Below are 14198 nucleotides of genomic sequence, written 5' to 3'. Positions count from 1 at the left end.
ACCCCGCCGGGTTGAGTCTCCCGTAGGGGGAGACGGAAGGCTGGAGGCATGGACGGCGACACGACGTGGTCGATCGGGGAACTGGCGGCGCGAACCGGGCTGACGGTCAAGGCGATCCGGTTCTACTCCGACCGCGGGATCGTGCCGCCCGCCGACCGCAGCCCCGCCGGCTACCGCCGTTACGACGCCGACGCCGTGGCCCGCCTGGACCTCGTACGCACGCTGCGCGACCTGGGGATCGACCTTCCCACGATCAGGAGGGTCCTGGACCGGGACGCCACGCTGGCCGAGGTCGCGGCGGCGCACGCCGAGGCGCTGGCGGCGCAGATCCGGGTGCTGCGGCTGCGGCACGCGGTGGCGCTGGCGGTGGCCAGGCGCGGCTCCACCCCTGAGGAGATGGATCTGATGCACAGACTCGCCAGGCTCACCGAAGACGAACGACGGCGGCTGATCGACGACTTCCTCGACGCCGCCTTCGGTGAACTGGACGCCGACCTGACCGGGATCAGGCGGACGATGACCCCCGAACTCCCCGACGACCCCGACCCCGAGCAGGTCGAGGCCTGGGTCGAGCTGGCCGAGCTGTCCGGCGACCCCGCTTTCCGGGCCGCGCTCAGGCGCATCGCCGAGCAGCATGTCGCCGACCGCGCACCCGCCGCCCCGCTTCCCGACACCGCCCCACGTCCGGACGCCGTCGCGATCGTCCGCGACCAGGTCGCCCCCGCGCTGGCGGCGGACGTCGACCCCGCCTCGCCCGGCGCCGAACCGTACCTCGCCGCGGTCACCGCACGATATGCCGCGAGCCTGCGCCGCCCGGACGACGCGACCCTGCGACGCCGGTTGCTCACGCTGCTGGAGACCGCGAACGACCCGCGCCGCCAGACCTACTCCCGGCTGCTCGCGGTGGTCAACGGCTGGCCGCCGCCGGACGACCTGACGCCCGCTCTCACCTGGTTCGCCGAGGCCCTGCGCACCCGGATGCCGGACTGAGCCCCGCGGGGGTCAGCGGCGCAGGTTAGCGGCGGGCCCGCTCCAGAGCGTCCCAGAAGCCGCGCCGCAGCGCGTGCCGGACCTCGTCGTGGAGGAGGAAGTCGATCGGGAGCGACGACCCCTGCAGAAGCCTGGCCTCCAGGTCGGACGGCATGCGGGGCTTCCGGGCGAGCACCGCCTCCAGCCAGAGCGCGGGAGCGTCCCTGGCCACGGACTCGCCGAAGTCGTGTCCCTCCTTGTGCGCGGCCTGCACCGCCTCGGCCAGCGTGGTGGTGCCCCCGGGCTGCATCGGCACCGGCGCGGGCTGCGGGCCCGTGTACGGCCCGAGCTGGGAGGGCGGGTAACCGACGGGTCCGGAGGCGTACTGGCTGTTCAGCGGGGTCGTCGGCGGCGCCTGACCCGCGGGCGGCGCCGGCGGAGCAGGCAGCGGCATGGACGGAGGCGGCATGGACGGGGACGGCGGAACCGGACGCTGCTGCGGCTGACCCGGCGACTGCTGGGGCTCCAGCGGATAGCCGTTGTACGCAGGAGGGGACGGCTGCGCCGCCGGACGGGCGTGCCCGGAGGATCGGCCGCCGCCGTGGGCACCGGAGCCGTGCGCGCCCGAGCTGTGGGTTCCCGAGCTGTGGGTTCCCGAACTGTGCGCTTCCGAACTGTGCGCTTCCGAACTGTGCGTTTCCGAGCCCTGCGCGCCCGGACCATGAGCACCGGAACCATGGGCACCGGGCCCCTGAGCCCCGGAACCATGTGCCCCGGAACCATGGGCACCGGAACCATGGGCACCGGTCCCATGGGCACCGGAACCGAACGCACCCGCGCCCTGGGCACCGGAATCCTGCGCACCGGACCCGAGGCCGCCCGAAGAGTGATCGCCGGACGGGTAACCCCCCGGCGTGTGGCCGCCTGGCCCCGCGGTGCCGGACGCGTGCGCACCGGACCCCTGGGCGCCGGACCCGGACGCGTGGCTGCCGGACGAGTGAGCGCCCGTGCTGTGGGCCCCGCCGCCGAGCGACCCGCCCAGCGACGACCCGCCCAGCGACGATCCTCCATGCGACGCCGGACCGAGCGATCCCGGATCGCGCGAACCGGTGCCGTGCGAACCGGTGCCGTGCGAACCGGCACTGTGCGACCCCGTGCCGTGTGACCCGGAGCCGTGGGAGCCGCCGCTCTGCGGCAGCCCGTCGGATGCCGGCGTGCCAGATGCCGGAAGACCCGGCGTCGGAGTGTCCGGCGACGAGGTGCCCGGCGTCGAGGCGCCGTGTGCGCCCGAACTCCGTGAGCCGGAGCCGTACGAGGCGTTGTCGTGCCCGCCGGAGGCGGAAAGGCCGGGAGTGTGCGAGCCGAGGATGTAGCCGGCCTGCGACTGCGAACCGTACTGCTGCGAACCCTGCGGGTGGGAGCCGTTGGCGTGGGCGACGACGCCGTTGCCGTGGTGCTGGCCGTTGCCCGCTGTGAGCTGGTGCTGCCCGTTGCCGCTGTTGAGGCTCGTGTCCGCCGCGGTCGACAGGGTGACGTACGACCGCAGGTGCGCGCCCGCGATCTCTACGAGGTCGTCGCACTCCTGGCGCAGGGTGCGCGCGGCGGACCAGGCGCCGTCCGCGGCCAGTTGCATGACGGTCACCCGGACGCCGAGATCCTGCGCGTCGCTCACCACCTGGGTGAGGTCCTCGTCACCGCTGACCACGACCGCGTCGCAGACGGCGTTGTTGCGGGCCAGGGTCATCAGGTCCCGGTGGACCTGGGCGTCCACGCCCTCCCGGCGGCCCGGACGGATGCGCCCGAGGCGGAGCTTGAGACCGGGGATGTCGGCCAGCACGTCGTGCTCGGGCGTCCGGCGGCCCTCGACGGTCGCCTCGTACCAGTAACAGCGCAGCAACGGCAGGCCGGTGCGCTCTCGCGACAGGTTCGTCAGGAACCGCAACAGCCCCGGATAGTCCCAGGAGACTGCCTCGCGATGGCGAGTCCCATGGACGGCCATCGCGCCGTCCGCCAGCAGGTAGCCGGCGTCAACGAACAGCGCGCAGCGATCCACGCGACACCGCCCTTCCTTACGTGGCTCTCTCAGGGTAGTCAAGCGTGTGTTCCCGCGAGGGTGATTCCCGGCGATTCAACCCTCGCCCCCAGGTGGGAGATCGGGACGTCCGCGGCCCCTGGAATCGGAAGCGTTCACGCCGACCGTACCAGTTTGTCCAGGTATTACCTGCCACTCATTCGTTATCGGTCACCTTCGGAAAAAGCTCCCCTCGGGGAGGCGGAATATGTCAGGACCATGTTCTCGCGCTCACGACCGCGACCCCGAAGAAGGCCGGCTCCCGCCTGGTCGCGAGACGCAGCGTGGGGCGGCGTCCCAGCAGTGTGTGGAGGGAGTCCACCGCGACACCGCCGGTGGCTGCGGTGGCTCCCGTGGCTCCCGTGGAGAGGGCACCCGCCTCCCCCGGGTCCTCGCCACGACCCCGGCCGCCGGTGGTGGCGAGCCCGGCCCTGACCCCCTCGGCGTTCCACACCATCAGATCGATCCGCGCCGGGGCGCCGCCGGGGGCCAGGCCGTCGAGCGGGATCCGCAGCGCTTCCTCCTCGGTCCCCACGACGGCCGCGGCGTCCAGCACCACCACCCGCGTGTACGGCTGGCGCTCGTCCACGGCCAGCATCACCAGGCCCCACGCGGCGTGCCGGACCGTCCCCGTACGCGCCGGGGCCGCCCCGGCGACCCACCATCGTCCCCCGCCCGCGGCCCGGACGAGGGACGTGACGTCGGCGAACGCCTGGTAACCGGGACCCGTGGGCAGGTTCCGCCGCGCGATCTCGGCCGCGCGCACGGTGACGTACGCCGGGCTGCCCGGCGCGCGCACCCGGACGTCCCCGGTGGGCTCCGCCCGCCTGCCGTCCGCCGACCAGTAGAGCCCGGCCCACAGCACCCGGCCGGCCCCGGGCAGAGCGAGATCGGCGCAACTCGACGTCGGCGTCGAGTCGTCCGCGTCGAGGTCGACGGGCACACTGACGCCCGGGCCACGACCGGGAGCGGTGGAGGCGGCGGTGCCCACGAGCGTGTTGCCGACGACCCGCGTGACCAGACGGCCGTCCGCGGCGAACCGGGCCGCCACACCCGACCCGCGTACTCCCGCCGTCGATCGGGCGGCGGCCTCCGTCCGCCCCGAGCGGACCCGGACCGTGAACGCCCTATCCGTGGGCGCGTCCGCGGCCACGGCCACCTTCAGGAAGATCGCGGTCACCTCCCCGGCCGCCAGCGGCCCACGGGCGCAGCGCACGACCCGGCCCTCCGCCGTGCAGGTCCAGCCGTCCCCCGTGCCGGCGTCCCCTTTCGCGCGCCCGTCCTGTTCCCCGCCCCGATGCCCGCCTCGATGCCCGCCGGAAGCCGTGTACCGGCTCCGGGCCACGAACCTGACTCCCGGCGGGAACGTCACGGTCGCGACGACCTGGTCCTTCCCTTCCCGGCTCTCCCCCTCCGTGGCTGCGCGGCCCGCGTCGCGCAGCCGTACGGCGACGAGCCCCGGCTGCCCGCGCAGCAGGGCGCCGAGCGGGTCGACGGCGACGACCGGCCCGGCCTCCCCGCTCCCGGCACGGCTCACCGTGCCGGGGTGCGGGGTCCGCGCCGCGTGCCGCCTCCCGGTCTTCTCGTCGCCGCCGGGCCGGGTGCTCCGTCCGGCGTGCTCCGCGTGATCCCGGACGCCGGCGCGGGCCTGCCCGGGAACCCGCTGACGCACCTCCTGGCGGGTGGGGAACTGCTGGTGCGCCTGCCGGCGGCCCTGGTCGCGGTCCGTCTCGTACGGAACCCGGGGAACCCGCCGGCGCACCCGCTGCCGTTCCGGGGCCGAGACGCGGCCCTCCTGCGCCGTATCCCCTTGGGCGACGCCCTCCTGCGCCGTACTTCCTTCCTGCGCTGTACTCCCTTCCTGCATCGGGGCGTGCCCCGCGTTCACCCGGACATCGGAGGAGTGACGGGGAGCCGGAGGCCACCCGGTGTTCCCTCGGCTGTCATGGGGCGGCGGGACCGGGTCGTCCGGCCGGGCCGGCTCCGGCATCGCGGCCGTCCCGGCCGGTGTCGCGGAGCCGACCGGCTCGCCCGTCCGGCCCGGTGACCCCGAGACGCTCACCGGAAGCACGCCCGCCGGCTCGGCGACGAGCAGGAAGGCCGCCGTCGCCAGGCCGGCCACGGCGATGCCTCCCAGCACCGCGCGGTAGGAGGCCGGCACGCTCTGCACGAGGGCCGGCAGCCGCAGGATGGGCGCCCGCACCCGGTCACCGGCGGCCCCGAGCACCGCGACCGCGCCCGTCCAGACGCTTCGCACGGAGGCCCGGGCCCTGTCGTACAAGGCCCGCAGCACGGCCAGGGGGCTGTCGTCCATTCGGGCACCCGCCCGGACGCCCGCTCTGAAGTCCCCGCCGGCCTGGCCGTGCCGCGTGTGCGCGGCGAGGTCCGCGAGGTAGTCGTCCACGGCCGGCCCCGCGACGAGCTGGCCGACGACGTCCCGCAGCCCCTGCGTGAGGTCCACCATCTCCAGGAAGACCGACCGGCAGTCGATGCACTCGGCGACGTGCCCGTCGACCTCGGCGGCCTCCTGCTTCGGCAGGCCGTTCTCCAGGTACCGCAGGATCGTGATGAGGACCGGCCGGCACTCCTCGCGCGGGCCGCCGTCCAGGCGCAGCCGCACGTACGCCTCCCGCAGCGCGCGGCGGGCCCTCCCGGTGAGCTCGACGGTCGCCCTTCCCGAGAGCCCGAGCAGCGGCCCCGCCTCCGCCGGGTCGGCGCCCTCGACCTCCACATGCCACAGCACCATGCGCCAGCGCTCCGGCAACGAGAGATAGGCGCGGGCGAGCGGCGCACGTTCGAGCCCCTTCAGCTCGGGGTCCACGTAGAGGGAGTCGCCGTCGGCCAGGTCGACCACCCCGGTGGCGGCGTACCGGCGCAGCGACGCCAGCAGATAGGGCCGGAAGGCGGAGGCGGGGCCGCCGCCGCGCCGCACCAGTTCCAGCACCCTCGCGAAGATCTCGACGAGGAGGTTCTCGACCGCCTCCTCACTCTGCGTGAGCTGCCGGGCCAGGGACCGGGCGGCCGTGGAGTGACGCCGGTAGAGCGTTCCGTACGCCGCCGTGTCGCCTCCCCGGACGGCTTCGAGCAGCTCCACGTCGGTAAGCCGGACTTGTCTACGCATTGCGACCTCGCGATTACGATGAGTTGCATCGCCAATCATTCCGCAGTCCGCGTCCTGGCTAAACCGCAGCCAGGTCTTTACTCTGCGTAGCCGTCGGGCCCTGCGAACCATCCCGCCGGGCCGGCCGTACGCTGAGGCCCATGAGTGACCGCGAGAAGCTGCTGGACGAGATCAAGAACAAGGGCATCGTGCACGGGCGGGTCGTGCTGTCCTCGGGCAAGGAGGCCGACTGGTACGTCGACCTGCGCCGCATCACCCTCGACGGCGTGGCGGCGCCACTGGTGGGCCGGGTCATGCTGGACCTCACCGAGGATCTCGGCTACGAGGCGGTCGGCGGCCTGACGCTGGGCGCGGACCCCGTGGCGACGGCGATGCTGCACGCGGCGGCGGCCCGGGGCCGCGCGCTCGACGCGTTCGTCGTCCGCAAGGCGGGCAAGGCCCACGGCCTGCAGCGCAGGATCGAGGGCCCCGACGTCGCCGGACGCCGGGTGCTCGCGGTGGAGGACACCACCACCACCGGCGGGTCGGTGCTGACCGCCGTGGAGGCGCTGCGCGAGGCGGGCGCGCAGGTCGTGGGCATCGCGACGATCGTGCACCGGGGCGGCGACGAGGCGCTGGCGGCCACCGGGGTGCCCTACCGCTCCGCCTACACGCTCACGGACCTGGGGATCGCCGCACACTGAACGCCTGCCGCTCGCCGGGCGGCCCGGGGGACCTGGCGGCTCCGTTCGTGAACACCTCGACCGTGCTCGCGTCGTCCAGGACGACGTCGAGTTCGGGGTCGAAGTAGGACGCCTGCTCGCCCCGGGCCAGGTCCCGGTCGACCAGCACGTCGCCGCCCGGCACCCGGACGAACACCGGGCACCGGTCGGCCTGGCACACCACCCGTACGGTGGGCACGCTGGGCGGGGACGCCGCCGCGGAGGGCCGGGCCGCCGGGGACGAGGACGCGACGGCCGCGGGGTCCCCGGACTGCCCTGATCCGAACGTCGAGAACAGCGCCCTGCCGCCGATCACGATCACGGCGAGCAGCAGCACGACCGCCAGGCCGACGAGTGCCAGCCTCGCGATTCCGAGGGGATCAGACCTGTGGCGTCCCACAACCCGGAGAGTAGCGGCTGTGCGGGAGGTTCAGTGCTGACCTGTCGCTTGTCAGCAGGCATTCATCGCCGGGCCCGCGTCAGACGCCGGGGTGGTTCCGCTGCTCCACACCGGCGTGGTGGCGGCCCTTCGGCACGACGACGGCGGCCCGGCGGCTCTTCATCACTTCACGGACGATGGGAATGATCGACAGGACGATGACGACGAATACGCCGGGAAGGATGTACTTGTCGATGCCCTCGACCTTGCTGCCGAGGAAATAACCGAGCAGCAGCAGCGCCTCGACCCAGACGACGCCGCCGACGACGTTCCAGACGAAGAACCGGCGCGCGTCCATCTCCAGGACGCCGGCCACGGGGTTCATGAAGGTGCGGACGATCGGCATGAACCGCGCGACGACCACGGCCTTCGCCGGGCCGAACCTCTCGAAGTAGTGCTCCGCCTTCTCGACGTGCTCTCTCTTGAACAGCCGGGAATCCGGCTTGTCGAACATCCTGCGGCCCACCTTCGCGCCCAGGAAGTGGCCCAGCTGCGCCCCCGCGATCGCGGCCAGCGGCGCGCCGATCAGCAGGGCCGGCAGTGACAGCGGCGCGATCCCGAACCCCTGGGCGGCCGCGACGGTACTGAAAATTCCAGCGGTCACGAGCAGCGAGTCACCGGGCAGGAAGAACCCGACGAGCAGCCCCGTCTCCGCGAACACGATGGCGATGACGCCGATCGTGGCGAAGGCGCCGAGCATTCCCAGCCACCACTTCGGGTCAAGAAGGTCCAAGAGCACGTCCACGGCCCGAGCCTACCTGTCCGGGATGAGATGAGACTGAGAAGAGACAACGGCTGTGGAAAACCCGGGTCGCGCAATGACCGCGGCTTTCGGCGGCCTCCACCCGGCCCGGCTTTCCGGATCGGCCCGGCCTTCGGGATACTGGCCACGCCGCATACCGTCAGAAGGAGATGACTTCGCATGCCTATCGCGACTCCAGAGGTCTACGCCGAGATGTTCGACCGCGCCAAAGCGGGCGGTTTCGCGTACCCGGCGATCAACGTGACCTCGTCGCAGACCCTGCACGCCGCGCTGCGCGGCTTCGCGGAGGCGGAGAGCGACGGGATCATCCAGGTGTCGACCGGAGGGGCTGAGTTCCTTTCCGGCACCACCGTGAAGGACATGGTCACCGGGTCGGTGGCGTTCGCCGAGTTCGCCCGTGTGGTGGCCGAGAAGTACCCGGTGACGGTCGGTCTGCACACCGACCACTGCCCGAAGGACAAGCTGGGCTCTTTCGTCCGCCCGCTGCTGGAGATCTCCGCCGAGCGCGTCGCGCGCGGCCAGGACCCGCTGTTCCAGTCGCACATGTGGGACGGCTCCGCCGTGCCGCTGGACGAGAACCTCCAGATCGCCAGCGAGCTGCTGGACAAGACCGCCGCCGCCAAGGTGATCCTCGAGATCGAGATCGGCGTCGTCGGCGGCGAGGAGGACGGCGTCGTCGGCGAGATCAACGAGAAGCTCTACACGACGCCGGAGGACGCGCTGGCCGTCGCCGAGACCCTCGGCCTGGGCGAGCGGGGCCGCTACATCGTGGCCGCCACCTTCGGCAACGTGCACGGCGTCTACAAGCCGGGCCACGTGAAGCTCCGCCCGAGCGTGCTCAAGGAGATCCAGGAGGCCGTCGGCGCGAAGTACGGCAAGGAGAAGCCCTTCGCCCTCGTCTTCCACGGCGGCTCCGGCTCGGCCATGGAGGAGATCCACGAGTCGATCTCGTACGGCGTGGTGAAGATGAACATCGACACCGACACGCAGTACGCCTTCACCCGTCCGATCGTGGACCACGTGTTCCGCAACTACGACGGCGTGCTGAAGATCGACGGCGAGGTCGGCAACAAGAAGGCCTACGACCCGCGCGCGTACGGCAAGCTGGCCGAGGCCGGCATGGCGCAGCGCATCGTCGAGGCCTGCCAGCACCTCAAGTCCGCGGGCACCAAGCTCAAGTAGCGGGCGGACCGGCGGGAACTGAAGATCATTCTCGTATCGATCTTCCGTTCCCGCCGGCCGGACCATGCCCCTCGGGCTGTTCAGCAGGTAAGACTGTGCTCGTGACTCCTCCGCTTCCCTGCAGGAAGCGGCTTCTCGCTTCCCCAGGCAGGGTCGGCGACGGACAAGCCCTGCCCGTACAAACAAAAGGACGGTAGCAAGGAAGCGATCCGCAGACAGGTAAATTACGCTGATCAGATGGACACGCACGAGAACCTCCTTGCCGGCCCGCCGCCCACCCTGCTGCCCGACAACGCCGAGGCGCGGCAGATGCTCGAGTCGGGCGCCAAGGCGGCCGACGTGGCCGCGCGCTTCCCCGCCTACTCCGCGGCCTGGGGCGCACTCGCCGACGACTACTTCGCCTCCGGCCACGCCGTCACCTCGTACGCGTTCGCCCGGACGGGCTACCACCGGGGCCTCGACCAGCTTCGCCGCGCGGGCTGGAAGGGCCACGGCCCGATCCCGTGGGAGCACGAGCCGAACCAGGGGTTCCTGCGCTGCCTGAACGCCCTGGCCCGGGCCGCCCACGCGATCGGCGAGAAGGACGAGGCCGAGCGCTGCGCCCAGTTCCTGCGCGACAGCAGCACGGCCGCCGCGGAGGCGCTCGCCACGGCCTCCTGACGGCCCGGGAACGACGGCTCGGGTACGACGGGCCCGGGAACGACGACTCGGGAACACGGCCCGGGAACACAGCGGCACGCGAGGGCCGGCGAGGCTCCGTCTCGCGAGTTAAGACGCCGTTCACCCACGGCGCGGCCCTCGGGTAGTCTCTGTGTGCAAGAGGCCCCTGCCGCGCTTGCGCCAGGGGCTTTCGTCGTGGTTCGGGAGATTTGACCATGCCGGCTGTCGTTCTCGTTGGTGCCCAGTGGGGCGATGAGGGCAAGGGGAAGGCCACCGACCTGCTCGGTGGTGACGTCGACTACGTCGTCCGTTACCAGGGCGGCAACAACGCGGGTCACACCGTGGTGATCGGCGACCAGAAATACGCCCTGCACCTGCTGCCGACCGGGGTGCTCTCGCCGGACGTCGTACCGGTGATCGGCAACGGGGTGGTCGTCGACCCGGGCGTCCTGCTCTCCGAGATCGACGGGCTGGCCGAGCGCGGCATCTCCTGCGAGCGGCTGCTGATCTCCGCGAGCGCGCACCTGATCATGCCCCAGCACAAGGCGATCGACAAGGTCAGCGAGCGTTTCCTCGGCAAGGCCAAGATCGGCACGACCGGCCGCGGCATCGGCCCGGCGTACGGCGACAAGATCTACCGCATGGGCATCCGGGTGCAGGACCTGCTCGACCCGGGCATCCTCGGCAAGAAGATCGAGGCCGCGGTCGGCGAGAAGAACCAGGTCCTCACCAAGATCTACAACCGCAGGGGCCTCGACCCGGCCAAGGTGTTGGAGGAGTACCTCGGCTACGCCGAGCGGCTGCGCCCGCACATCGCCGACACCTCGCTGGTGCTCTCGCAGGCGCTCGACCAGGACAAGGTCGTGCTGCTCGAAGGCGGGCAGGGCACGCTGCTCGACATCGACCACGGCACCTATCCCTTCGTGACCTCCAGCTCCCCCACCTCGGGCGGCGCCTGCGCCGGCTCCGGCATCCCGCCGACCCGGCTGACCAGGATCATCGGCATCCTCAAGGCGTACACCACGCGGGTGGGCTCCGGGCCGTTCCCCACCGAACTGCTGGACGAGCAGGGCGAGTGGCTGCGCCAGACGGGCGGCGAGTACGGCGTGACCACCGGCCGCGACCGCCGCTGCGGCTGGTTCGACGCGGTCATCGCGCGGTACGCCACCCGGATCAACGGCGTGACCGACTTCTTCCTGACCAAGCTCGACGTGCTGTCCGGGCTGGAGCGCATCCCGGTCTGCGTCGCGTACGACGTCGACGGCACGCGCCACGACGAGATCCCCATGACGCAGACCGAGTTCCACCACGCCACGCCGGTCTACGAGGAGCTGCCCGGCTGGCAGGAGGACATCACCGGCGCCAAGACGTTCGAGGACCTGCCGCCGAACGCGCAGGCGTACGTCAGGGCGCTGGAGGAGATGAGCGGCGCCCCGATCTCGGCCATCGGCGTGGGCCCCGGCCGCACCCAGACCATCCAGATTCGCCCGCTGATCTGATGGTTCGTGGCGTACGCGCCGGGAACCGGGGGATCACCCGCGTCACCCCCGCGGGGCGGTAGGGTACGCCGCTGTGCACGGATACGTTGAGCTGCACGGGCACCGTGGAGCACGAGGGCTGCGGCCCGAGAACACGCTGCCCGGCCTGGCCTTCGCGCTGGAGCTCGGGGTCGACGCCTTGGAGTTCGACGTCGCCATGTCGGCCGACGGGCAGCTCGTGCTCACCCACGACCTGCACGTCTCCCCCGTGACCAGCGCGGACACCGGCATGGCCACGCCGGGGGACGAGATGTTCCCGTACGTCGGCAAGCCGGTCGTCGCGCTCACGCTGCCGCAGCTGCGGACCCTCGACGTCGGCGTACGGCTGCCGCAACGGCCGGAAGACCGCTTCGCGCTCACGCAGGTGCCGTTGCCGGACACCCGGATGCCCACGCTCGGCGCGGTGCTCGGCCTGGTCGGCGCTCTCGGCGCCGACGACGTGCGGCTGAACGTGGAGCTCAAGTCCGACCCGGTCCGTCCGGACCTCTGCCCGGACCCGCGGCGGTTCGTGACGGAGGTCGTCCGCGAGCTCGACCGGCACGACCGGCTCTCCAGGTCGGCCCTGCTCAGCTTCGACTGGCGGCTCCTGGAGATCGCCGGGCCGCTGATCGAGCGGCGGTACGCCCTCGTGGAGCGCGACACGATGACGCCGGAGTGGATGAACGGCATCCGCCTCACCGAGGTGGGCGGCGACCTCGCGGCGGCCGCCGCCGCGGTGGGCGCGACGACCCTGTCCCCCGACCGGGTGCTCGTCGACGAGGCGCTGATGGCCGGGGCGGCGCGGCAGGGCCTGCCCGTCGTGGTGTGGACGGTCAACGAGCCCGACGAGGCGGCCCGGCTCATCGACCTGGGCGTGGCCGGCGTCGTCACCGACTACCCCGACCGCATGCGCCGGTTGTGGAAGGCACGCGGGCTGCCACTGTCCCGGCCGGTCAGCCCGTTGCGCCCGGTGGGAGCGCCGTAAGAGACCCTGCCGTTGAGGGACGTGGGAAGAGCCCCGCCGAGGCTCCTCTTCTGAGGGGCTGAGACGGGGCTCCAGGGTCACCCACAAGAATGGCTTTCACAGCCACTTACCAGACAACCTCATCGCAGGGTGCGCGTCAAGTAGCTGACCGTCACCCCGTCCTGCGTGTCGCGCCGGGCCGGTCGCCGCTCGCTCCTCGGCGTACTCGATCGGCTCGGCCTACTCGATCGACCCGGCCGCATCTGTCGTGTCGAGCGAGAGGGCGCCGGACGGGCAGAGCTGGACGGCTCTGCGCACCGCCGCCGCCAGTTCGGCCGGCGGCTCGGGGTCGAGAATCTCGACCGTTCCGTCGTCCTCGCTCTGGTCGAAGACCTGGGGCAGCGTGAGCGCGCACATCCCCGCTCCGACGCACCGTTCGAGATCAGCCTTGATCTTCATCGTTTCCTCCCGCGCATCGCCTCACCAGAGCACCGGCAGGCGGCGTACCCCGTAGACCGCCGAGGTGGCCCGCATCGGCACCTCCTCCGGCGGCACGGCCAGGCGCAGGCCGGGGAACCGGCGCAGCAGGGCCGGATAGGCGATCCGCATCTCGACGCGCGCGAGCTGCTGGCCCAGGCACTGATGGATGCCGTGGCCGAAGCTCAGGTGGCCCTGGGCCGACCGGGTCACGTCGAGCGTGTCGCCGCCCTCGAACCGCTCGGGGTCGCGGTTGGCCGCCCCCAGCGACAGGGTCACCGACTCCCCGGCCCTGACCAGGGTGCCGCCGATCTCGACATCCTCCAGGGCCGTACGGGTGGGCCCGATGTGCAGGATGCTGAGGTAGCGCAGCAGCTCCTCCACCGCGTTCTCCACCGCGCCCGGGTCGTCCCGTACGACGGCGAGCTGCCGGGGGTTCGTCAGCAGCGCGAAGGTGCCGAGGCCGAGCATGTTCGCCGTCGTCTCGTGGCCCGCGATGAGCAGCAGCAGGCCCATGCCGGCGATCTCGGCGTCCGTCAGCTCCCCGGAGGCGGTCAGGCCGCTCAGCATGTCGTCGCCCGGGTCCTTCCTCTTGGCGGCGACGAGGGTGCCCAGGTAGGCGAGCAGGTCGTCCCTCGCCGCCGTGATCTCGTCGGTCGAGGCCTCGAGATCGAGGATCACCGACGAGTCGTGCTGGAACTTCTCCCTGTCCTCGTACGGCACGCCCAGCATCTCGCAGATGACCAGCGACGGGATGGGCAGTGCGAAGGACCTGACGAGGTCGGCCGGGGCGCCCTCGCGCTCCATGGCGTCGAGGCGGCTTTCGGTGATGTCGTGGATACGCGGTTCGAGCTGCTTCATCCGCCGCACGGTGAACTGGCCCGTCAGCAGCCTCCGGTACCGGGTGTGGTCGGGAGGGTCCATCTGCAGGAAGAACCCCGGCGGCAGGGGCCCCCGGCGGAGCTCCACCCGCTGGGGAAGCGCCGAGTGCATCAGTTCGGGCCGGCTGCTGAAGCGGGCGTCGGCGAGGATGGCGCGGGACTCGGCGTAGCCGGTCGCCAGCCAGCCCTCGTGCCCGTCCCCGTACATCATCCGCTGGAGCGGCGCCTCCGCGCGGCGGCGCGTCAGCTCGTCCGGCGGGTCGAAAGTACGCTCACGCGCGAGGGGAAAGATGGACAACCGGGGTGTCGCCTCTGTCATGACACGCTCCTGTGGAAGTGGAAACGGTCGATGTGCGCGAGCGGCCCGCTCTCCCCCACCTAACAACATCATCTGACATATCGCAATGACCGATGCCCAGAGTCGGGCTCAGCCGGCCCCAATTGACAAAGCAG

12 protein-coding genes are annotated in these 14198 nt (G+C 72.0%); 6 read left to right on the top strand and 6 right to left on the bottom strand.

Features of this window, described 5'->3' with window-relative positions:
* Positions 1 to 48: 48 nt before the first annotated feature.
* Complete coding sequence (locus HHX37_RS02965) at positions 49 to 990, top strand: MerR family transcriptional regulator (protein ID WP_182884412.1); 942 nt, start codon at positions 49 to 51, stop codon at positions 988 to 990.
* 25 nt (positions 991 to 1015) lie between these two features.
* On the opposite strand, the gene HHX37_RS02960 is transcribed toward HHX37_RS02965, so the two are convergent.
* Positions 1016 to 3022 (bottom strand): NYN domain-containing protein, encoded by a 2007-nt coding sequence (locus tag HHX37_RS02960; protein WP_182884411.1) that lies wholly within the window; start codon positions 3020 to 3022, stop codon positions 1016 to 1018.
* A 229-nt stretch (positions 3023 to 3251) separates the two neighbouring features.
* Positions 3252 to 6161, bottom strand: a complete 2910-nt coding sequence (locus tag HHX37_RS02955; RefSeq protein ID WP_182884410.1) for a sigma-70 family RNA polymerase sigma factor — start codon at positions 6159 to 6161, stop codon at positions 3252 to 3254.
* Between the two features lie 140 nt (positions 6162 to 6301).
* Between HHX37_RS02955 and HHX37_RS02950 the strand changes: the two genes are divergently transcribed.
* Positions 6302 to 6844, top strand: coding sequence for an orotate phosphoribosyltransferase (locus HHX37_RS02950; protein WP_111700374.1), 543 nt, complete (start codon positions 6302 to 6304; stop codon positions 6842 to 6844).
* On the opposite strand, the gene HHX37_RS02945 is transcribed toward HHX37_RS02950, so the two are convergent.
* Both HHX37_RS02945 and HHX37_RS02940 read right to left on the bottom strand, forming a co-directional pair.
* Positions 6816 to 7262, bottom strand: coding sequence for a hypothetical protein (locus HHX37_RS02945; protein ID WP_182881975.1), 447 nt, complete (start codon positions 7260 to 7262; stop codon positions 6816 to 6818). The genes HHX37_RS02950 and HHX37_RS02945 overlap by 29 nt on opposite strands.
* 79 nt (positions 7263 to 7341) lie before the next feature.
* Complete coding sequence (locus HHX37_RS02940; RefSeq protein ID WP_310740245.1) at positions 7342 to 8046, bottom strand: DedA family protein; 705 nt, start codon at positions 8044 to 8046, stop codon at positions 7342 to 7344.
* Positions 8047 to 8223: 177 nt separating this feature from the next.
* On the opposite strand from HHX37_RS02940, the gene fbaA reads away from it, so the two are divergent.
* The 4 genes from fbaA to HHX37_RS02920 all read left to right on the top strand — a co-directional run bounded on the left by fbaA (position 8224) and on the right by HHX37_RS02920 (position 12408).
* Positions 8224 to 9246 (top strand): class II fructose-bisphosphate aldolase, encoded by a 1023-nt coding sequence (gene fbaA / locus HHX37_RS02935; protein ID WP_111700371.1) that lies wholly within the window; start codon positions 8224 to 8226, stop codon positions 9244 to 9246.
* A 237-nt stretch (positions 9247 to 9483) separates the two neighbouring features.
* Positions 9484 to 9906: a DUF3151 domain-containing protein gene (locus HHX37_RS02930; RefSeq protein ID WP_182884409.1), complete on the top strand. Its 423-nt coding sequence runs from the start codon at positions 9484 to 9486 to the stop codon at positions 9904 to 9906.
* Between the two features lie 215 nt (positions 9907 to 10121).
* Complete coding sequence (locus tag HHX37_RS02925; RefSeq protein WP_111700369.1) at positions 10122 to 11405, top strand: adenylosuccinate synthase; 1284 nt, start codon at positions 10122 to 10124, stop codon at positions 11403 to 11405.
* Between the two features lie 73 nt (positions 11406 to 11478).
* The gene (locus tag HHX37_RS02920) at positions 11479 to 12408 is read left to right on the top strand and encodes a glycerophosphodiester phosphodiesterase family protein (RefSeq protein WP_182884408.1); all 930 of its coding nucleotides are present in this window, start codon (positions 11479 to 11481) and stop codon (positions 12406 to 12408) included.
* Between the two features lie 219 nt (positions 12409 to 12627).
* On the opposite strand, the gene HHX37_RS02915 is transcribed toward HHX37_RS02920, so the two are convergent.
* Both HHX37_RS02915 and HHX37_RS02910 read right to left on the bottom strand, forming a co-directional pair.
* On the bottom strand, positions 12628 to 12846 hold the full coding sequence (locus HHX37_RS02915) for a ferredoxin (protein WP_182881973.1): 219 nt from the start codon (positions 12844 to 12846) through the stop codon (positions 12628 to 12630).
* A 21-nt stretch (positions 12847 to 12867) separates the two neighbouring features.
* Complete coding sequence (locus HHX37_RS02910) at positions 12868 to 14064, bottom strand: cytochrome P450 (protein ID WP_182884407.1); 1197 nt, start codon at positions 14062 to 14064, stop codon at positions 12868 to 12870.
* Between the last annotated feature and the right edge of the window lie 134 nt (positions 14065 to 14198).

It is taken from the genome of Microbispora sp. H10885 (genome assembly GCF_014161415.1).
GTDB classification, from domain to species: domain Bacteria; phylum Actinomycetota; class Actinomycetes; order Streptosporangiales; family Streptosporangiaceae; genus Microbispora; species Microbispora triticiradicis.
This window is presented reverse-complemented; position numbering and strand designations above follow the sequence as displayed.

Coding starts and splice junctions, on each gene's coding strand:
- HHX37_RS02930 (WP_182884409.1), top strand. CDS start 9,484: ATGGACACGCACGAGAACCTCCTTGCCGGCCCGCCGCCCACCCTGCTG.
- HHX37_RS02925 (WP_111700369.1), top strand. CDS start 10,122: ATGCCGGCTGTCGTTCTCGTTGGTGCCCAGTGGGGCGATGAGGGCAAG.
- HHX37_RS02965 (WP_182884412.1), top strand. CDS start 49: ATGGACGGCGACACGACGTGGTCGATCGGGGAACTGGCGGCGCGAACC.
- HHX37_RS02955 (WP_182884410.1), bottom strand. CDS start 6,161: ATGCGTAGACAAGTCCGGCTTACCGACGTGGAGCTGCTCGAAGCCGTC.
- HHX37_RS02910 (WP_182884407.1), bottom strand. CDS start 14,064: ATGACAGAGGCGACACCCCGGTTGTCCATCTTTCCCCTCGCGCGTGAG.
- fbaA (WP_111700371.1), top strand. CDS start 8,224: ATGCCTATCGCGACTCCAGAGGTCTACGCCGAGATGTTCGACCGCGCC.
- HHX37_RS02950 (WP_111700374.1), top strand. CDS start 6,302: ATGAGTGACCGCGAGAAGCTGCTGGACGAGATCAAGAACAAGGGCATC.
- HHX37_RS02915 (WP_182881973.1), bottom strand. CDS start 12,846: ATGAAGATCAAGGCTGATCTCGAACGGTGCGTCGGAGCGGGGATGTGC.